Here is a 19,489-nt window from a genome sequence, read left to right as displayed (position 1 = left end):
AGCAGCCGATTTGGCTGCTCTTGTCTGACTACCCTGATTATACCATAATTTCTAGCTGGAGATTCTGCTAACCATTAAGATTGGCAAAAGAAATTTTGGTACCCGGACAAATTTGATCATTTAAAAAATGCTGTGGATCGCTGCTTAAAACCCGTACGACTTGCGCGTATTGAGATCCGTCGGTCTCCACAACCAGTGGGATGCCATTGTATGTTACCACTTGCTGTTTAGCATATCCGTCGGTCTCATAAGGAAACACCAGTTCATAAGGCATCATTGTGTATAGTATCATTGAATCAATCCTTCATCCTTTTCTTTTTGAAGATCAATCAATTCATTTAACTTTTTCATAGCTTGGCCAATTCCGCCTATTTCATCAATTAATCCGTATTTTACGGCATCCTCCCCAATGACATTCGTTCCGATATCCCTCGTTAAATTTCCTTTGGCAAACATTAAATCTTTAAATGTCTCTTCCGCAATTTTAGAATGCTTCATAACAAAATTAACGACCCGCTCCTGCATTTTATCCAAGTATTCAAATGTCTGCGGAACCCCAATTACCAACCCGGTAAGACGAATCGGGTGTATGGTCATCGTTGCCGTTTCGGTAATATAAGAATAGTTGCAAGATACCGCGATAGGCACGCCTATAGAATGCCCACCCCCTAACACAATGGAAACAGTAGGTTTAGAGAGTGAGGCGAGCATTTCTGAGATAGCCAGTCCAGCCTCCACATCACCGCCTACTGTATTCAGAATAATCAGCACCCCCTCAATGTTTGGGTTTTGCTCAATGGCAACCAATTGGGGAATAATATGTTCATACTTCGTCGTTTTATTTTGTGGGGGAAGTGCCAAGTGTCCCTCAATTTGACCGATAATTGTCAAACAATGAATTTTGGAATCTGAAGATAATTGCGGTACATTGGTTTGACCAAGCTGTTGTATTTTTTCTATTAATGGAGACACCGGCTTATCCTCTTTTGGAGGATTTTGCCCCTCCTGATTATCAGAGTTGTTTCTTATATAATCGTTATTCATTCGAATGCTCCCTTCACGCATGATATCTTTTATTATTTACCACCGTGGTAAATTCATGCCCTGAAGGGATAAAATTCACTTTCTGCATTTTTACTCAGGTACATAAAAAGGATGACTAAAGGGTTTTACCCTTATAGCCATCCTCAAATTTTTTATTTATTAAACTTCCATAATAATCGGGAGGATCATGGGCCTTCTTTTCGTCTTTTCATATAAATAGCGATTCAAATCATCCCTGATTTCCTGCTTTAGGCTGGCCCATTCAAAAACGGCTTTTGCCAGATTTCTTTCTACAATATCGCGGACCAATTTTGTCGAATCATCCATTAACTTCTCTGATTCCCGTACATAGACAAACCCTCTTGAGATAATTTCCGGTCCAGCTGCAATTTTCTTTTCATGTTGTTTTGTTAATGTAACCACGACTATTAAAATTCCGTCTTGTGATAACAGCTTACGGTCCCTAAGGACGATATTCCCAACATCACCGACACCGATTCCATCAATCAGGATATTGCCAGATGGGACTTTTCCCGCAATGGCTGCTTTTCCCTCTTTCCATTCGACCACATCACCACGGTCTGGAATTATAATCTGTTCATCTTTCAGCCCGCTTTCCAATCCCAGCTTCCGATGCGCTTTTAACATCCGATACTCACCATGCACAGGTATGAATAGTTTGGGCTGCATCAAGTTAATCATAAACTTTAATTCTTCTTGGCTGCCATGGCTTGAAACATGAATGGTGCGCTTGCCGGAAATGACATCCGCCCCTGCCCTAAATAACATATCAACAGTTCTAGCCAGGAGGATCTCACTTCCCTTAAGCGGAGAAGCCGCTATTAATACGGTATCGCCAGGTTGGATATTGACCAATTTATGCGTCTGTTTGGCCATTTTTTGAAGGGCTTCAATTGGTTCACCTTGATTGCCTGTCATAAGGACGACAATTTCACGGTCCTGATATTGGTTAATTTCCGTGATGGAAATAATCAAATCATCGGGCACTTCCAAGTAACCCAAGTCGAGGGCAATATGGAAGATCTGTTCCAGGCTTCTCCCTGCCACTGCCACTTTGCGGTTGTTTTCCTTTGCCGCATTAAATATATGCTGAATCCTGTTTATATCAGATGCAAAACATGCCGCCATAATTCGGCCGGGGGCATTATAAATGGCATTTGACAATTCCCGCTCGACGATCGCATCAGACGCCGTATAACCTGGCCTCTCGGCTTCCGTGCTGTCGGAAAGCAAACATAAAACGCCCGCCTCACCAATGGCGGCCATTTTGCCGATATCAGGTCTGTAAAGTTTGGATGCGCCTTGGTCAAATTTAAAATCACCTGTATAAACGATACTGCCTTCTGAAGTATGAACGCATACCCCTACTGAATCCGGGATACTGTGGTTCGTCCTAAAAAAGCTGACATCGACAGATTCAAATTCTATGACTGTATCGGAATCCGTCTCTTTAAAATTCACTTTGCCCGTGTAACCGAACTCTTTTAATTTGGCACTAGCTAAAGCCAATGTCAGCCTCGTTCCATACACCGGTACATCCAAATCACTCAATATGTAAGGAAGCGCTCCTATATGATCTTCATGTCCATGTGTTAAAAAAATCGCTTTTACCCGTTCCTTATTATCTTTTAAATAGGTAATATCCGGAATAACTACGTCGATGCCGAGCATTTCTTCCTCGGGGAACATTAGCCCGGCATCTATCACAAATATGTCCTTGTCCACTTCTGCAAGATACATATTTTTTCCGATTTCTCCTACCCCACCAAGCGCAATCACCTTAATGGATTGGTTTTTTTTCTTAATCACTATCCTTTTCCTCCTATGTTGACGTCCAATTTATCTTTCTTGATTACTATCAGCCAACAGCTTTCGAGTTGCTATCAGCCAAAAATATTTAGCCCGACCGAAATCAGTTATACTTATTATACTTTAGACTCGAAAGCCTTTACAACCAAAAAAGAAAAGGGACCCATCGAACGAAAATAAAAATGGCAGCTTTTTTCAGCTGCCATCCAGTTTTTATTGCTGATTATTATTTAGGACTGAGATTAGTTTACTGCGCTCTTGCTCGGTTAACCCAACTAGGGGCAATCTCACGGACCCTACATCCAATCCCTTCATTTGCAAGGCCGTTTTTACAGGTGCGGGACTCGGAGCGGCAAATAACTCCTGGAATATTGGAAGCAGCTGTTGGTGCAATTTTGCTGCTTCTTGTACTTTGCCTTCAAAAAATGCCGTAACCATTTTCTGTATCTCATTTCCAATCACGTGGGAAGCGACTGAAACAACTCCGGCACCGCCGATGGAAAGGATCGGGATGGTCATACTGTCATCCCCGCAATATAAAACAAACTCATGATCCGTACTTGCAATAATCTTAGTCATGGCAATTAAATCTCCGCTTGCTTCCTTAATTGCCACTATATTAGGTATTTTGGACAAACGAATGACAGTTTCAGGAGATATGGAAACAACTGATCTTCCGGGAATGTTATAAATCATAACAGGAAGCGTTGTTGCTTCCGCCACTGCTTTGAAATGCTGATATAAACCTTCTTGGTTCGGTTTATTGTAATACGGGGCAACCACCATGATTCCATCTACTCCAAGCTGTTCCGCTTTTTTGGTCAGTTCGATGGAGGCATAGGTATTGTTGCTGCCAGTGCCGGCAATGACAGGAATTCTTTTGTTGACCACCTTTACAACATGAGCAAATAAAGCCAGTTTTTCTTCTTTGGATAATGTTGGGGATTCCCCTGTGGTGCCTGCCACAACAAGTGATTCTGTTCCATTTTCAATTAAATAATCCACAAGCTTCGTGGTTTTGGCAAAATCAATATGCCCCTTACGATCAAAAGGGGTTACCATTGCCGTAGAAACTCTCCCGAAATGAACCATTATCTTACTCCTCTCAAACCTCTGGTTATTAGCCCGCTCGTCTTTAGTTATGCTCTTTAACCAGTTATATATCGGAAAGATTATATTCCATGGTCTCTTCCTCTAATTGAAAGGCATCGTGTAATGCGTTAACCGATTTTACCAGATCATCTTGCTTCACTAAGACCCAAATTGTTGTGTGACTATCAGCCGATTGCAGTATACGAATGCCTTGGTCGGATAAGGCAGATACAATTTTGGAGGTTACTCCAGGGACCCCCGCAATACCTGCCCCAACAACGGACACTTTCGCGCAATGCCTTTCCACAACAGGGTCGTGACCAAGGTTCTGTAATACGTTAACGGCGCGGTCAGCCATTTCATCCGTTACCGTATAAACGACACTGGTGGGAGAAATATTGATAAAATCCACACTGATCTGTTCATTGGCCATAGCCTTGAACACTTCAGCCTGCAGATAATATTGTTCTTTTTTCGCATAAACTTTAATTTGGGTGACATTTGATACATGGGCGATTCCGGTAACGAGCCGCTCTCTAATGTCACTGCCGCGATTTTGTCTATTTAAAGAGGTTACCAGCGTGCCTGGGGACTCGGAATAGGTTGACCGAATCCGGATTGGGACCTTCGCCTGCATCGCAATCTCCACCGCTCTTGGATGAATCACTTTGGCACCCTGATAAGCCATATTGCACACCTCGTTATAGGTGACAACGGTTAGCGGCCTAGCATTTTCAACAATTCGAGGGTCTGCCGTCATAATTCCTTCCACGTCGGTAAAAATATCAATCCACTCTGCATTTAACGCAGCTCCTAGCGCCGCAGCAGAGGTATCACTCCCGCCGCGGCCAATGGTTGTTACATCCCCGTTCTTTGCTGCCCCTTGGAAGCCGGCAACAACGACCACATCATGGTTCTCCAGTTCCCGCAGCAGACGATCGCATTTCATTTCAACGATTTTAGCATTTGTATGATCACTGTTAGTCCGGAATCCTGCTTGGCCCCCTGTTAATGCCGCTGCATGTATTCCGTCCTCCAAAAGCATATTCGTGAACACCACACTGGAAATAACCTCACCACAGGACAAGAGTAAATCATGTTCCCTCTTTGAGATTTTGCTTACATTCCCGCCTACCAAAGAAAGAAGGGTATCTGTTGCATATGGTTCCCCGCTCCTGCCCATTGCAGATACGACCACTACCACTTTATAGCCTTCAGCAATCGCTTTTTCTATGTGACGCTGTGCGTGTTTTCTGCTTTTTTCATCTCTCACAGATGTACCGCCAAATTTTTGTACAATGATTTTCATCGTGATCCCAAACCTGCCTTTATTGATGTTGCTTATTTTACTAAGCCTAATTTTATTAAACTTTCGGCAATTTGTACTGAATTCCAGGCTGCACCTTTCAGAAGGTTATCGGATACTACCCACATATGAAAACCGCGGTCCTCATCAATGTCTTTACGGATTCGTCCAACAAACACATCATTTTTTCCGACGCAATCAGCAGGCATTGGATATACTTGATTTTCTGGATCATCCTGCAACACGACACCAGGCGCATCCTTTAATAACGCTTTAACTTCATCCGCACTTACATTGTCAGCCTCAATCTCAAAATACACAGATTCTGAATGCCCTACAGCGACTGGAAGCCGGACACAAGTTGCGGAAACCTGAAGTTCTGGTAAATGCATAATTTTCTTTGTCTCATTTATCATTTTCATTTCTTCGAATGTATAACCATTTTCTTGGAATTTATCAATTTGCGGAATCGCATTAAAAGCAATTTGATAATGTTTATTATCTGATTTTACCGGAAGAATTTTTGGCTCAAATGGTTCTTCCGCTAAAATGGCCTTTGTTTCATCCATTAGTTCCTGGACTGCAGCAGCACCCGCTCCTGAAACCGCTTGGTAGGTTGATACAATCACTTTTTTCAAGCCGAACTTTTTACGGATTGGTTCCAGGGCCACAACCATTTGAATGGTTGAACAGTTCGGATTGGCAATAATCCCGTTATGAAGCTTCAAATCGTCTTCATTAACTTCAGGAACCACCAACGGTTTATCAGCATCCATACGGAATGCACTTGTGTTGTCCACAACGACAGCTCCACGTTTTGCTGCTTCTGGTGCCAGTTCTTTAGAAACACTGCCACCCGCGCTAAACAAGGCGATATCCACACCTTCAAAGCTTTCTGGTTTTGCCTCTTGTACTGTAAGTTCCTCACCATTAACGGTGATTTTTTTGCCTGCTGAACGTGATGATGACAAAAGAGTAAGCTTGCTTATAGGGAAATTCTGCTTAACTAGTGTATTAATCATTTGTTGTCCAACTGCGCCTGTTGCCCCTACTACAGCAACGTGAAATCCGTTTTGAAGACTCATTCTGTGTTCCCCTTCCTATACTAGCTGGTCACTTTTTTCGAATTTATCCAGCGTTTCATTTTTATTAACTCACCAGCGGGTCCTGCACTCAAAATGAACCCACTGATGAATGATTAATCTATTTTATCATATTCTATTAAAGAAATAACCATATTTATATAGGGCAATTTAATTAGTCGCCATCTTTATAACGCTCTACCAAAACAGGCTGGATTTGCTTTCCTTCTAAGGCCGCTTCCACTGTTTCAACCAACATGGTCATTCTTGCCACCATGGAATTCGGTTTCTTAACCGGATCATCCTGGCCGTAAGGAATGAAATATATATGTTTGGTTGCCATTAACCTCATTAAGTTTACACCATTTAAGCCAAGTGCGTCATTGGTCGATATTCCGAGCACCACTGGTTTCAGGTTTCTCAATGTGGCTTTTGCAGCCATTAATACAGGACTGTCATTCATGGCATTCGCGAATTTACTCATGGACACGCCCGTTAGAGGTGCAATCACCATGCAATCGAGCGGCATTTTCGGCCCCAGTGGTTCAGCCTTAACGATGGAATCAATGACTTTGTTGCCTGTTAGGTCCTCAATCCGCTCTACCCAATCCTCCCCTTTCCCGAATCTGGTATCCGTATTTTTAACAGTAAATGTGACTACCGGCACTACTTCAGCTCCAGCTTGCACAAGCTTTTCTATTTCGGGAAAAACCGCATCGTAAGTACAATGTGAACCGGTTAAACCAAACCCAATTCTCTTGCCCTGTAAACTCATTTTCCTTTCCCCTTTCGGTTGTAAAGCTCTTCTTGGAGTAGTTGTGAAAGAACATCGGCCAGTATTTGCCCTGCCGTTTTAGGAGCCACAATTCCTGGCAAACTGGGCGCCAGTAAAGCTTTAATGCCTCTTTTTTCTGCATAGCGGAAATCCGTCCCTCCAGGTTTTGAGGCAATATCAATGATCAAAGTGTGCGGTGGCAGCTTCGAAATGACGGCTGCACTGACAATTTGATAAGGGATCGTATTGATTAAAATATCAGTGTTGCTAACTTCTTTTACAATTTGACTCAGATGGAACGGGGTTACACCCATTTCCGTTATTCTAGCGAGGTGTTCACTTTTTCTTGCTCCAACTTTAACTTTTGCACCAAGGGCATGAAATGCTCTGGCAGTGCTCATTCCGCATCTTCCTAATCCCAGTACGGTAATTTGGGATCCATGGATTGTAAAGTCAGTATGCTGAATCGCCATCATAATGGTACCTTCTACAGTTGGAATGGAGTTATAGATTGCAACATCATCTCTTGAAAATAGTTGAATTAAAGTCCGTTTCGATTGCTTTACAATTCCATTTAAATAGGAATTGCTTATTCCAGAATAAATGGTGCAATGCTCTGGAGTTTTTGAAAGTATATCTTCCGTCAAAACAACCTTCTCATTGGAAAAAATCGTTTCTACCTGTCCTTCATGATTGGTACCTGCAACAGGCAAAATAATTGCATCTATATTAGCAAAATCAACCTCATCTAACTTTTCTTTGACTGCTCCTGTAAAAGCATGGTCAAGCTGCTCAAAACCAATCAGCGATAAACGTGCATCTAATTCCGTTAACTTCCGGATGATTTCCAGCTGTCTAGCATCCCCGCCGATAATGGCTATCTGCATTCCTGTCAGCATGAAAGCATTCACCTTCTTTTATTAAAATCCTGTAGAAATTCTTTTTGCTTTATCACTTCCACATCTTATGCAGAACCAATTAAACTGTGAGTTTTCCTGCCTAGGAAAATAAAAAAAGCCCAAGCAAAAGTTGTTTTGCTTGGGCTTTTTTCAAAATAATAAGAAAGTATAACTTTACTTCGAGTATTGTCAATCTCTATAAGGAAGACTTCGGCAGCATAAGCATCACACAAACAAAAGCGTTAGCTTCTGCAAGAGTCCTGTCGAGCGCTGACCAGGGCGCTTGCGCTTTTCTTGTTTATTCTTCCGGTACATCTATAATAATCATATCCGATCCAATTTTTTTTATATGCTGCCAAGGAACCCTGATTTCTTCCCCCTGTTTTCGGAAACCAAACCATTTTACTGATGGTATTAATAAGGCTTGGATTTGTCCTGTCGCCTCGTTGATTTCTAAATCGGTTTGACCGAGAACGCCTAAACGTTCAGCCTTTTTCACATCAACAATTTCCTTTCCACTTAATTCACTTAGTCTCATTTCAACCGGCCCCTCTCTTCTTTTCTACTAGTGTATAGCGGGAAGTCCAAGTTTAGACTAAGAAAAGCGACTGCAGCCGGTTCACTAAAACAAGATGGTTCTCATAAAAAAACAGTTCGAAAAAATTCGAACTGTTTTTCTTACATTAGTTTTTCGGGTAAGTTCCCATCTGGACTTACCAATGAGACAGAAAAATGGTTATTAAACACTTTTCTGGCCATCTCATCTACACTGTTTTTTGTGACCTGGTCAATTTCTTCGATAATCTCATCCAATGACCGATGACGTTTTAACAGAAGCTCATTTTTGCCATTTCTGCTCATTCGGCTGTTGGTACTTTCCAAGCTAAGCATCAATCCGCCCTTAAGCTGCTCTTTGCTGTTTGTCAGTTCCTTTTCGGTAATACCTTCTTGCTTCAATTTTTCCAATGTTTCTTGAATGGTATCGAACAGTACATTTAGCTGCTTAGCGCCTGTTCCTCCATAAATGGTGACAATCCCGCTATCCTGATAGGCAGAATGATAAGAGAAAATGGAATAAGCCAAGCCCCGTTGTTCCCGGACATCTTGAAATAATCTTGAACTCATGCTGCCGCCCAATATATTATTCAAGGTAATGAGACTATAAATGTCCTCATGCCCGACTTTTAACCCTTCAAAACCGATACATAAATGTGCCTGTTCTGTGTCCTTTTTTCTGGACTTGCGGTTAGCATGAAATACAGGGGTATTTTCAATGGCTTGTTGTTTTCCTCCCTCGTAGGACCCAAAATACTTTTCCACCTCATGGATAAAGGTTTCGGGTACGTTCCCCGCTATCGAGATGACCACATTCTCTGGTGTGTATCTTTGATGAATATAGTCCTTAAGTGACTGACCCGTGAAGGTGTTCAGTGTTTCTTCCGTGCCAAGTATGGGGTATCCGAGTGGATGGTCTTCATAGACCGCTTGACTGAGTAAATCGTGCACGATGTCATCCGGAGTATCTTCGTACATTTTAATCTCTTCGAGCACCACGTTTCTTTCCTTGTTCAATTCCTCTTCCACAAAGGTGGAATTAAAAAACATATCAGCTAACACATCCAGGGCAAATTTTGAATGTGTATCGAGAACTTTTGCATAGTAGCAGGTATACTCTTTCGAGGTGAAAGCATTCACTTGCCCGCCGATACTGTCAAATGATTCTGCGATTTCCTTAGCTGTTTTTGTTGTGGTGCCTTTGAAAAACATGTGCTCAAGAAAATGGGAGACCCCATTGGTTTCTTGATTTTCATTTCTAGAACCAGTTCCGATCCAGATTCCAATCGCAACCGATCGGACACTGGGGATTTGTTCTAAAACGATACTTACGCCATTTTGGCATTTGTATTTATTTATCAATCGACTTCCTCCTGTCTATACAGCGGATGCTCGTATTCAATACTTAATTATACCTATTATGACTATTTTATCCAACTTTTAGCTATGGTTTCCTCCTATTTCATAATTCTTTCTTCATTCATCAATTCTGATACCGTTCCGATTTTTAAATTTTTCTGTTCAATTTCTGTAATTAACCGATCCAGGGCTTTAGCGGTGGACTCGGTTGGATGCATGAGAATTATTGCTCCATTATCCACTTTTGTTATGACACGGTTTATTAGGGTATCAGGAGATGGCTTTTGCCAATCAATGGTATCGACTGTCCACAATACCGTTTTCATGTTTAATTCATTGGCAATCTTGACCGTTTCATCACGATAACTGCCGCTTGGCGGACCAAACCATTCAGATTTCTGCTCCGTAACGGCTTCTATTATTTCATTAGTCTTGCTGATTTGCTCCCTGGCTTGTGAGGCTGTTAACTTTGCCATATCAGGGTGTGTATAGGAATGATTCCCCACCTCATGTCCAGCGCTGACAATCATCTTTGCAAGTTCGGGATTTTTTTTAACCCAGTTTCCTTCCAGAAAAAAACTGGCCGATACATTATGCTTTTTTAGTGTTTTAAGCATATCAGGCAAATATTCATTACCCCACGCCACATTTATAATAAACGATATCATTGGTTTATCAGGATGACCTCTGTAAATAGGTGAAGGAGCTAAATCTTCCAAATGTATTTTGGGCTTAATTTGTGAAAATACCAGCTTATCTTTGTCAAAGATCCCCTTTTTTTTCATATTTTTATATGATGCTTCCACGTCAACCTTTACTCCATTATATCCAGGCATCGCCTTCCATACCTGATCAATTTTTGCGTCAGAAGGCGGTTTTTCGTATGTAGGTGCATTTTTCAAGATGCTTTGGTAAAGTGTATCCGCATCATTCCCTGCAGGCAATGCGGAATCTGATAAATCTGCCAAATAATGATGAACAATGGGATTGTTCACAAAAAACAAAGCAAACAGTCCAATTATCAATAAAACAAATGCGTTTTTCATCATCCTGTTCCCCCTTCCATACAGATTATGTAGGGAGGGGACAAGGTAGAACATAAAGAAAACTCGCCGATTGGCGAGCTTTCTTAAAGGTAAATCAGAAGGGCAATTTAGCCCCCTTCTGATTTATTGCTTTTCTTCTGCTTTTTCCCGTTGTTCTTTCAATACTGCTTTTCGGGATAAATTCACGCGGCCTTGCTTATCAATTTCGGTGACTTTGACAAGCATTTCATCACCAAGCTTGACCACATCTTCAACTTTACCGACTCTTTCCTCGGCCAGTTCTGAAATATGAACCAGACCATCTTTGCCGGCAAAAATCTCAACGAAAGCACCGAACTTTTCAATGCGTTTTACTTTACCGAGGTAATATTGCCCAACAACCACTTCTCGGACAAGATCTTCGATGATACTCTTTGCTTTTTGGTTCATTTCTGAATTGGCAGAAGCAATAAAGATGGTGCCATCTTGCTCGATATCAATCTTAACGCCAGTTTCCTCAATAATCTTATTGATTTGTTTTCCGCTTGGTCCAATGACATCACGGATTTTATCAGGATTAATGTTCATAGTTAAGATTTTCGGAGCAAATTGTGATAACTCAGACCGAGGCTCGGAAATAGTTGCCAGCATATGCTCCAATATTTGCATTCTTCCTTTTTTAGCCTGCTGGAGCGCTTCTTCTAAAATTTCCCGTGAAAGCCCTTCTATCTTAATATCCATTTGCAGCGCGGTAACCCCTTTGGCAGTCCCGGCCACCTTGAAATCCATGTCACCTAAATGGTCTTCCATTCCTTGAATATCTGTTAAGACCGTATAATGCTCACCAGATTTCACCAGTCCCATGGCAATACCGGCAACAGGTGCTTTAATAGGCACACCTGCATCCATCATCGCTAAAGTGCTGCCGCATATACTTGCCTGTGAGGTGGAACCATTGGATTCGAGAACCTCTGAAACAAGGCGGATTGTATACGGAAAATCTTTTTCCGACGGAATCACTGGTTCCAATGCACGTTCTCCCAACGCACCATGTCCAATTTCACGGCGGCCTGGTCCACGAATCGGCCCTGTCTCGCCTACACTAAAGGAAGGAAAATTATAATGGTGCATAAACCGTTTTTCCTCTTCGATACCCAGGCCATCCAGAATTTGCACATCTCCCATTGCTCCAAGTGTACAGATGCTCAAAGCCTGTGTCTGTCCTCTTGTGAAAAGACCAGAACCATGGGTACGGGGCAAAATTCCCACCTGAGAAGACAAAGGGCGGATTTCATCAATCTTACGGCCGTCCGGACGGATTTTCTCGACGGTTATTAAACGGCGCACTTCACCTTTTACAATCTTGTCCAGAATTTGTTTGACTTGTTTCAGGTCTTCATCTGCGGCTTCTTGTTCTACATATTTAGCCAATACCTGATTCTTCACTTCATTAATAGCATCTTCACGGGCATGCTTCTCTTGAACCTGAATGGCATTAATCATGTCCGCTTCGCATATTTCTCTTACTTCTGCTTCCAGCTCGGCGTCAATTTCATATAAACTGATTTGCCTTTTCTCTTTACCGATTTCAGTGGAAATTTTCTCTTGAAAATCAATAAGTCGTTTGATTTCTTCATGACCGAACATGATGGCTTCAAGCATAACTTCTTCAGGCACCTCATTAGCGCCTGCTTCAACCATGTTGATGGCATCTTTCGTGCCAGCCACTGTTAGGTGTATATCACTTTTTTCCGCCTGTTCTACTGTCGGATTGATGACAAATTGGTCATCAACTCTTCCTACCACCACTCCGGCTATAGGTCCTTCGAACGGTATGTCGGAAACACAAAGTGCCAATGATGATCCAAGCATCGCAGCCATTTCCGGAGAACAATCTTGGTCCACACTCATGACCATACTGATGACTTGGACATCATTGCGGAAACCATCGGCAAATAGCGGACGAATTGGCCGGTCAATGAGTCGGCTGGCCAAAATTGCTTTCTCACTTGGACGGCCTTCACGCTTGATGAAACCGCCAGGTATTTTTCCAACAGCATATAACCGTTCCTCGTAGTTAACGGTTAATGGAAAAAAGTCTAAATTCTTTGGCTCTTTTGAAGCCGTTGCTGTACTTAATACAGCTGTATCCCCAAATCGGACTAATACCGCGCCGTTTGCCTGCTTGGCCAGTTGTCCAATTTCAACTGTTAAAGTACGGCCGGCCCAATCCATGGAATACACATGTTTCATTTGTTCCATATTTTTATCCCTCTCAATCTAATCACTTGGGAGGATGATGCAAAATTTGAATTACTGCCATCATCTTGCCAAATTTCAATTATTAATAAAAAGCGGAATCGCTTATATTTTAGGAGCAAAGTCTATTTATATTATTGACAAAAAATCCTGACTTAAAAAATATGTATAATGGAAAATAATTTTATTCTTTTTAAGCTAATAAAAAAGCGGGAAAAATCCCGCTTCTGTAAACTAACGACGTAGGCCAAGCTTATTGATTAACACGCGGTAACGCTGTACATCTTTGTTACGTAGGTATGTTAAAAGATTACGACGTTTACCAACCATTTTTAAAAGACCGCGGCGTGAGTGATGATCTTTTTTGTGAGTACGCAAGTGGTCGTTTAAGTTGTTGATTTGTTCTGTAAGGACAGCGATTTGAACTTCTGCAGATCCTGTGTCGTTCTCATGAGTTTTGTACTCATTGATAATTTCATTTTTACGCTCTTGTGTGATTGCCATCCATGTTCACCTCCTAAAATTACAATCCCCATTTACCGAGCAAGCGTCGGTGACTCGACTTGCCAAGCAAAGGTTATTTTTAATACGTATTTAAGAATACCGTGTTTTGTTTAAAAATGCAAGTTTAATCGCGAATATATTACAGGAAAAATCCTTTTTTTATACTAATTTTAAGGTGTTTGTCGATTTTCTTTAAAGTATTGAATGGCGTTGTTCTTATCCTGTTCAATTTGACGGACCAGTTCCTCAATTCCAGAAAATTTTTGTTCCTGTCTCAGGTAGCGATGCCATTCAACGTATACCTTCTCCCCATAAATGTCTTGGTTGAAATCAAATAAATGAACCTCAACGGAAAGTTTTATGGATTCGTTATTGAAGGTGGGTTTATATCCAACATTACAAACCCCATTATACCAACACCCTTGCACTTTTAACCTGACCGCATAAACTCCAGTCGGCGGCAGAATGTATTCATCTGATATCCCGACATTTGCTGTGGGAAACCCAATCGTCCTGCCCCGTTTTTCGCCATGCACCACAGTCCCAGGGGTAGTATAAAATCTGCCTAGGAGTCCTGGCAGTTCCTCCATTTTTCCCTCAGCAAGCAGCTTGCGAATTCGAGTGGAGCTCACCTTTTCATTCCCTTCCGTATACTTGGGAACCACTGAGAAAGAAAACATTTCTCTTGAATGAAATGGCAAGGTCTCCATCGTCCCTTTCCCCATTCTTCCATAGGTAAAATCAAAGCCGGCTACCACATGTTTGACATTCAACCCAATGATATATTGGTCTACGAATTCTTGTGGAAGCAAATTTGCAAATTCTGGAGTGAAATGGACAATAAATAAATAGTCTGCTCCAAGCTCTGCAATTTTATTGATTTTTTCCGTTAGTGGCGTGATATACTGCACATGCCTTTCATTTTTCCCCAAGACCACAGATGGATGCGGGTCAAATGTCATAACGGCACATTGCAGTCCATTCTCGTTCGCTTGTTTTTTCGCTTCAGCAATGACTTGCTGATGACCCCGATGGACCCCGTCAAAATAGCCAAGGGCCATTGCCAGGGGAGGAAATTCGGTTTTTCCTGAGTTTAATGGAAAACTAAGCTTTAATACTTCCAATTGAACTTCACCTTTTCTATCCGTACCTTTTTCTAATCGTTCCTTAACACCTTAACCGGTTTAAGCAGACCGGGCTTATTGGGATGCTTAGAATAAATAGCCAGTGCCAGTCCATCTGCGCTTTCAGCGATGATAGGCTCGTCACATGTCTCTAAGTGATCAGGAATTGTTAACAGCGCACCGTTTTTCACTTTCACTGCTACTTTATCATTAATATGCATTTTCGGCAAATGAGAAAGTGCGGTTTCTAAGGGTCTTAAATAGTTCGCTATTTTTCCTTCCTCCACTAGGGACTCGATTTGTTCAAATGTCAAACAGTCGTCTAGCGTAAATGATGCGGACCGGATTCTGCTCAATGCTGACATGTGGGCCGGAAACCCCAAAGCTTCCCCAATCATGACAGCCAATGTCCGAATATAGGTCCCTTTACTGCAGCTGACACGAAATCGAAATCGAATGATATCACCGGAGAATTCGGTTCGCCCATCCAGCAATTCAATGGAATAGATTTTCACCTTTCTTGTTGGCCGTTCCACCTGGATTCCTTTACGGGCATATTCATACAAGCGGACTCCATTTACCTTAACTGCCGAAAACATGGGCGGTGTTTGCTCGATTTCACCCGTAAAAGCAGCAAGAACGTTCAGTATTTCTTCGCGGGATACGGTCCGGTCCACTGATTTTTGTTCAACCACTTCACCTGAGGAATCTTCAGTTGTCGTGGAATAACCAATGGTCACTTCGCCCTCATAGGCTTTTCCGGCATCCGTGATGTATTCAGCCACCTTTGTGGCCTTACCAATGCAAATTGGCAGAACACCGGTCACATCTGGGTCAAGAGTCCCGGTATGACCGATCTTTTTGGTTTTTAGGATCTTCCTTAATTTAAAAACACAATCATGACTGGTTAATCCAGCCGGCTTATATAGTGGTAAAATTCCTTCCAATAAACGGATACTCCTTTCAACCCGAAAAAAATGGATAGACAAGCGTCTATCCATTTCTCCCGTTTTTGTATGGGGTCAATTCATTCTTAGGAGATGCATTTTCCGACTAAAAAAGAGATTTACTCTTCGTCATTTGATTCTTGCTGTTGGTCACTAGATTGAATTTGATGAAGCAATGTTTCAATCCGGTTTCCATAATCAATCGACTCATCGAATTCAAAAATAATTTCCGGCGTTTTCCGCAAACGAATCCGATGGCCAATTTCCGTTCGGATAAAACCTTTTGCTTTTGCCAAACCTTTTAAAGTATTCTCTTTTTGCTCATCGTCGCCCAATACGGAAATAAATACTTTTGCTTGCTGCAAATCTCCTGTTACTTGAACATCCGTGACTGTTACAAAGCCAATCCGTGGATCCTTAATTTTACGGCCTATAATGTCACTCAGTTCTTTTTTCATTTGCTCTCCAACACGATTTGCTCTCAGGCTCATCACATTCACCTCTTATTTAAAGCCATTCTATTTCGGTGATTGTCCTCTCGATCTCTGGAAACGAGTCAATTAGCTTTAACGCATTTTGCAATTCTTGTTCGGCCCCAATCTTTGCTTGGGAAACCGCTGCAATGGCAATCTTTGTCCGTTGCCAAACATCTTGGAAGTCTACTTCTGCAGCTGAAACATTGAATTTTTGTTTCAGCCGGGTAAGAATTCGTTGCAAAACCGCCCGCTTCTCTTTCAAAGAATGGGCATCATAGATCATGCATTCGCATGCGGCGACGCCGATGATCATTTACGCTCGACTTCTTCCATCACGTACGCTTCAATCACGTCGCCTTCTTTGACATCATTAAAGTTTTTAATCGTGATTCCACATTCATATCCATGTGAAACCTCTTTAGCGTCGTCCTTATAACGTTTTAACGCATCCACTTCACCTTCAAAGATGACAATTCCGTCGCGGATGACCCGAACCCCACTATCGCGGGTAATTTTACCGTCTGTTACATAGGAACCAGCAATTGTACCCACCTTGGATACTTTAAAGGTTTGTCTAACCTCGGCTTGACCGATAATTTTCTCTTGGAATTCAGGGTCAAGCATACCCTTCATGGCTGCTTCCATTTCCTCAATGACTTTGTAAATGATTCGGTGCAGACGGACATCTACCTTCTCGGACTCTGCCGCACGTTTGGCATTGGCATCAGGACGGACATTGAAACCAATAACGATGGCATTTGATGCCGAAGCAAGGGTGACATCGGACTCATTGATGGCTCCAGTACCACTATGGATAATTTTAATTGCTACACCTTCAACATCTATTTTCAATAAAGATGCGGCCAAAGCTTCCGCAGATCCTTGAACATCGGCTTTGATGATGATATTTAAGTCCTTCATTTCACCTTGCTTTAATTGTTCGAATAAGTTATCCAAGCTCACACGAGTTTTTTCACCACGCTGGGCTGCAAGCGCCTGCTGTGCACGTGTTTCTCCTACCTGACGAGCCGTTTTCTCATCGTCAAATACAACGAAACGGTCCCCAGCCTGTGGAACTTCATTCAGACCGGTAATTTCAACTGGTGTAGACGGGCCAGCATCCTTGACGCGGCGTCCTAAATCGTTAACCATCGCCCTGACACGGCCATGTGTATTCCCCACGACAATCGGATCACCGATTTTTAAAGTGCCGTTTTGGACAAGCAATGTGGCTATGGAACCTCGGCCTTTATCCAATCTGGCTTCTATTACGGTACCAACCGCATTCCGGTTAGGGTTTGCTTTATATTCTTCCACTTCGCTGACCAAAAGAATCATTTCGAGCAGGTTATCGATTCCTTCGCCGGTTTTGGCGGATAGTGGAACAAAAATGGTTTCTCCGCCCCAGGCTTCCGCCACTAAACCGTGCTCGGTAAGTTCTTGCATGACACGGTCAGCATTAGCATCGGGTTTATCCATCTTATTGACTGCAACAATAATTGGCACTTCTGCTGCTTTGGCATGGTTGATGGCTTCGACCGTTTGCGGCATTACCCCGTCATCGGCAGCTACTACAAGGATGGTAATATCCGTAATTTGTGCTCCACGGGCACGCATGGTTGTAAAGGCAGCGTGACCTGGTGTATCCAAGAAGGTAATCTTCTTGCCATTTTCAACAACCTGATATGCTCCGATATGCTGGGTAATACCACCAGCTTCCCCTTCGGTTACTTTTGTATTCCGAATGGAATCAAGAAGGGTCGTTTTACCATGGTCAACGTGACCCATGATAGTGACAACGGCAGGGCGCTCCCCAAGGTTTTCGGGTGCATCTTCAGTAAAATAAATTTCTAGGTCAGTGGCATCGACTTTAATTTCTTCTTCCACTTCTACCCCATATTCACCGGCAATCAGTTCAATTGCGTCTTTTTCCAATACTTGGTTGATGGTGGCCATTACACCAAGCAGGAATAGCTTTTTGATAATTTCAGAAGGCTCGCGATGGAGCTTTTTAGCCAGTTCCGCTACTGTTAGCGACTCACTGAACGTAATTTTGGATGGCAATTCTTTTTCCTTCTTCTTCTGAGGCGCTGCTACTTGCTGTACAGGCGGCTGGTTTTTCCGCCTATTATTATTATGATTCCGATTTTGCTGTTGATTATGATTTGGTTTACTTTTACCCTTTCCTGCTTGAAAGGCTTTATTCTCTTTCGACTGGTATTCCTGGTCGTGTTTCTTGCCTTCCTTTGTTTTTGGCGGTGCCGCAACTTTCACTTTCCCAGGAACAGCCAATTTCTCATCGTCTTCCTCAAAAGCCTTAGGATTTGACTTTGGTTGCACTGCCGGTTTGTTGGTCATATTTTGTCCAGCAGGGCGCGGATTGTTGGAACTTTTTGGTTGGGAAGCATTCCCCTGTTTTTGCTGTGGGGAGTTGCTTTCTTTTTTAGTGTAGACTGAATCCAGTTTTTTAATGTCTCCTGCCTCCAATGTAGCCATATGGTTTGAAACCTCTATATTCATTTCTTTTAATTTTGTAATAATTTCCTTACTGGAAAGGTTATGTTTTTTTGCATACTCATAAACACGCATTTTACTCATTCATTTCACCCCCGCAAGATTTAATCGAGCAACGTCACCAGTTTCTTGGCAAATCCATCATCTAAAACAGCTACAACAACGCGGGCTTCTTTGCCAATTGCTTGGCCAAGAAGATAACGATTTTCTACTATTTTTATAGGAACAGCATAAGAATTACATTTATCTGTAATTTTTTTTGTCGTATTTTGAGATGCATCTGCAGATAATAAAACAACCTTTGCATTTCCACTGCGGATTTGCTTTACAGTCAGCTCTTCACCTGATATGATTTTCCGTGCTCGATTGGCCAACCCTAGGAGAGACATCCATTGATTTTGCTTCATTTGGAAGCCCCATTCTCCTTCTCGATTAGTCCAAGAAGTTCATCGTATAGAGATTCATCTATAGAAACTTCGAGATGATTGGATAGTATATTTTTTTTCTTTGCCAGCAGGACAGCATCCTTGTCTTTGGAAAGGTAGGCTCCCCTGCCGGACTTTTTCCCCGTTAAATCGATAGATACTTCGCCTTCTTTTGAGCGAACAATGCGAACGAGTTCTTTTTTCGGTTTCATTTCACCGGTTGCTACACATTTGCGCATCGGAACTTTTCTTTTTGTGTTCACGAATTATTCA

20 protein-coding genes are annotated in these 19,489 nt (G+C 42.2%); all 20 read right to left on the bottom strand.

Annotation, left to right across the window (positions count from 1 at the left end; all coding sequences use genetic code 11):
• Positions 1-67: 67 nt before the first annotated feature.
• The 20 genes from ACY8D0_RS04545 to rnpM all read right to left on the bottom strand — a co-directional run bounded on the left by ACY8D0_RS04545 (position 68) and on the right by rnpM (position 19,479).
• Positions 68-292, bottom strand: coding sequence for a YlzJ-like family protein (locus tag ACY8D0_RS04545; RefSeq protein ID WP_462409289.1), 225 nt, complete (start codon positions 290-292; stop codon positions 68-70).
• Positions 289-1,044 carry a ClpP family protease gene (locus ACY8D0_RS04540; protein WP_462409288.1) on the bottom strand — a complete coding sequence of 252 codons (756 nt, stop codon included), beginning with the start codon at positions 1,042-1,044 and terminating at the stop codon, positions 289-291. Before ACY8D0_RS04540 ends, ACY8D0_RS04545 begins: the two co-directional genes overlap by 4 nt.
• Before the next feature lie 159 nt (positions 1,045-1,203).
• The gene (locus tag ACY8D0_RS04535; protein WP_462409287.1) at positions 1,204-2,874 is read right to left on the bottom strand and encodes a ribonuclease J; all 1,671 of its coding nucleotides are present in this window, start codon (positions 2,872-2,874) and stop codon (positions 1,204-1,206) included.
• Positions 2,875-3,087: 213 nt separating this feature from the next.
• Positions 3,088-3,966 carry a 4-hydroxy-tetrahydrodipicolinate synthase gene (gene dapA / locus ACY8D0_RS04530; protein ID WP_462409286.1) on the bottom strand — a complete coding sequence of 293 codons (879 nt, stop codon included), beginning with the start codon at positions 3,964-3,966 and terminating at the stop codon, positions 3,088-3,090.
• Positions 3,967-4,030: 64 nt separating this feature from the next.
• A complete protein-coding gene (gene dapG, locus ACY8D0_RS04525) occupies positions 4,031-5,275 on the bottom strand; it encodes an aspartate kinase (protein ID WP_462409285.1) in 1,245 nt (414 codons plus the stop codon).
• Positions 5,276-5,307: 32 nt separating this feature from the next.
• Positions 5,308-6,357, bottom strand: a complete 1,050-nt coding sequence (asd, locus tag ACY8D0_RS04520; protein ID WP_462409284.1) for an aspartate-semialdehyde dehydrogenase — start codon at positions 6,355-6,357, stop codon at positions 5,308-5,310.
• A 172-nt stretch (positions 6,358-6,529) separates the two neighbouring features.
• Complete coding sequence (dpaB, locus tag ACY8D0_RS04515; RefSeq protein WP_462409283.1) at positions 6,530-7,129, bottom strand: dipicolinate synthase subunit B; 600 nt, start codon at positions 7,127-7,129, stop codon at positions 6,530-6,532.
• Entirely contained in the window at positions 7,126-8,028 is a 903-nt protein-coding gene (dpaA, locus tag ACY8D0_RS04510) for a dipicolinic acid synthetase subunit A (protein WP_462409282.1), read from the bottom strand. Before dpaA ends, dpaB begins: the two co-directional genes overlap by 4 nt.
• A gap of 298 nt (positions 8,029-8,326) precedes the next feature.
• Entirely contained in the window at positions 8,327-8,566 is a 240-nt protein-coding gene (locus ACY8D0_RS04505) for a YlmC/YmxH family sporulation protein (protein WP_462409281.1), read from the bottom strand.
• Between the two features lie 140 nt (positions 8,567-8,706).
• A complete protein-coding gene (locus ACY8D0_RS04500; RefSeq protein ID WP_462409280.1) occupies positions 8,707-9,945 on the bottom strand; it encodes a M16 family metallopeptidase in 1,239 nt (412 codons plus the stop codon).
• A gap of 95 nt (positions 9,946-10,040) precedes the next feature.
• Positions 10,041-10,988 carry a polysaccharide deacetylase family protein gene (locus ACY8D0_RS04495; protein ID WP_462409949.1) on the bottom strand — a complete coding sequence of 316 codons (948 nt, stop codon included), beginning with the start codon at positions 10,986-10,988 and terminating at the stop codon, positions 10,041-10,043.
• A 123-nt stretch (positions 10,989-11,111) separates the two neighbouring features.
• Positions 11,112-13,229 (bottom strand): polyribonucleotide nucleotidyltransferase, encoded by a 2,118-nt coding sequence (pnp, locus tag ACY8D0_RS04490; RefSeq protein WP_462409279.1) that lies wholly within the window; start codon positions 13,227-13,229, stop codon positions 11,112-11,114.
• Between the two features lie 231 nt (positions 13,230-13,460).
• Entirely contained in the window at positions 13,461-13,730 is a 270-nt protein-coding gene (gene rpsO, locus ACY8D0_RS04485) for a 30S ribosomal protein S15 (RefSeq protein WP_042456420.1), read from the bottom strand.
• Positions 13,731-13,900: 170 nt separating this feature from the next.
• A complete protein-coding gene (gene ribF / locus ACY8D0_RS04480) occupies positions 13,901-14,854 on the bottom strand; it encodes a bifunctional riboflavin kinase/FAD synthetase (RefSeq protein ID WP_462409278.1) in 954 nt (317 codons plus the stop codon).
• Positions 14,855-14,886: 32 nt separating this feature from the next.
• Complete coding sequence (truB, locus tag ACY8D0_RS04475) at positions 14,887-15,801, bottom strand: tRNA pseudouridine(55) synthase TruB (protein WP_462409277.1); 915 nt, start codon at positions 15,799-15,801, stop codon at positions 14,887-14,889.
• Positions 15,802-15,920: 119 nt separating this feature from the next.
• Complete coding sequence (gene rbfA, locus ACY8D0_RS04470; RefSeq protein ID WP_462409276.1) at positions 15,921-16,292, bottom strand: 30S ribosome-binding factor RbfA; 372 nt, start codon at positions 16,290-16,292, stop codon at positions 15,921-15,923.
• A 16-nt stretch (positions 16,293-16,308) separates the two neighbouring features.
• A complete protein-coding gene (locus tag ACY8D0_RS04465; protein WP_462409275.1) occupies positions 16,309-16,590 on the bottom strand; it encodes a DUF503 domain-containing protein in 282 nt (93 codons plus the stop codon).
• Positions 16,587-18,875 carry a translation initiation factor IF-2 gene (infB, locus tag ACY8D0_RS04460; RefSeq protein ID WP_462409274.1) on the bottom strand — a complete coding sequence of 763 codons (2,289 nt, stop codon included), beginning with the start codon at positions 18,873-18,875 and terminating at the stop codon, positions 16,587-16,589. Before infB ends, ACY8D0_RS04465 begins: the two co-directional genes overlap by 4 nt.
• A gap of 20 nt (positions 18,876-18,895) precedes the next feature.
• Positions 18,896-19,198: a YlxQ family RNA-binding protein gene (locus tag ACY8D0_RS04455; RefSeq protein WP_462409273.1), complete on the bottom strand. Its 303-nt coding sequence runs from the start codon at positions 19,196-19,198 to the stop codon at positions 18,896-18,898.
• Positions 19,195-19,479 carry an RNase P modulator RnpM gene (gene rnpM, locus ACY8D0_RS04450; protein WP_462409272.1) on the bottom strand — a complete coding sequence of 95 codons (285 nt, stop codon included), beginning with the start codon at positions 19,477-19,479 and terminating at the stop codon, positions 19,195-19,197. Before rnpM ends, ACY8D0_RS04455 begins: the two co-directional genes overlap by 4 nt.
• Positions 19,480-19,489 lie beyond the last annotated feature (10 nt).

This window comes from Neobacillus camarae, assembly GCF_054950115.1.
The sequence above is the reverse complement of the archived record's forward strand: the minus strand, read 5'-3'. Positions and strand labels throughout refer to the sequence as shown.

Coding starts and splice junctions, on each gene's coding strand:
- ACY8D0_RS04545 (WP_462409289.1), bottom strand. CDS start 292: ATGATACTATACACAATGATGCCTTATGAACTGGTGTTTCCTTATGAG.
- ACY8D0_RS04540 (WP_462409288.1), bottom strand. CDS start 1,044: ATGAATAACGATTATATAAGAAACAACTCTGATAATCAGGAGGGGCAA.
- dapA (WP_462409286.1), bottom strand. CDS start 3,966: ATGGTTCATTTCGGGAGAGTTTCTACGGCAATGGTAACCCCTTTTGAT.
- dapG (WP_462409285.1), bottom strand. CDS start 5,275: ATGAAAATCATTGTACAAAAATTTGGCGGTACATCTGTGAGAGATGAA.
- asd (WP_462409284.1), bottom strand. CDS start 6,357: ATGAGTCTTCAAAACGGATTTCACGTTGCTGTAGTAGGGGCAACAGGC.
- dpaB (WP_462409283.1), bottom strand. CDS start 7,129: ATGAGTTTACAGGGCAAGAGAATTGGGTTTGGTTTAACCGGTTCACAT.
- dpaA (WP_462409282.1), bottom strand. CDS start 8,028: ATGCTGACAGGAATGCAGATAGCCATTATCGGCGGGGATGCTAGACAG.
- ACY8D0_RS04505 (WP_462409281.1), bottom strand. CDS start 8,566: ATGAGACTAAGTGAATTAAGTGGAAAGGAAATTGTTGATGTGAAAAAG.
- ACY8D0_RS04495 (WP_462409949.1), bottom strand. CDS start 10,988: ATGAAAAACGCATTTGTTTTATTGATAATTGGACTGTTTGCTTTGTTT.
- pnp (WP_462409279.1), bottom strand. CDS start 13,229: ATGGAACAAATGAAACATGTGTATTCCATGGATTGGGCCGGCCGTACT.
- rpsO (WP_042456420.1), bottom strand. CDS start 13,730: ATGGCAATCACACAAGAGCGTAAAAATGAAATTATCAATGAGTACAAA.
- rbfA (WP_462409276.1), bottom strand. CDS start 16,292: ATGAGCCTGAGAGCAAATCGTGTTGGAGAGCAAATGAAAAAAGAACTG.
- ACY8D0_RS04465 (WP_462409275.1), bottom strand. CDS start 16,590: ATGATCATCGGCGTCGCCGCATGCGAATGCATGATCTATGATGCCCAT.
- infB (WP_462409274.1), bottom strand. CDS start 18,875: ATGAGTAAAATGCGTGTTTATGAGTATGCAAAAAAACATAACCTTTCC.
- ACY8D0_RS04455 (WP_462409273.1), bottom strand. CDS start 19,198: ATGAAGCAAAATCAATGGATGTCTCTCCTAGGGTTGGCCAATCGAGCA.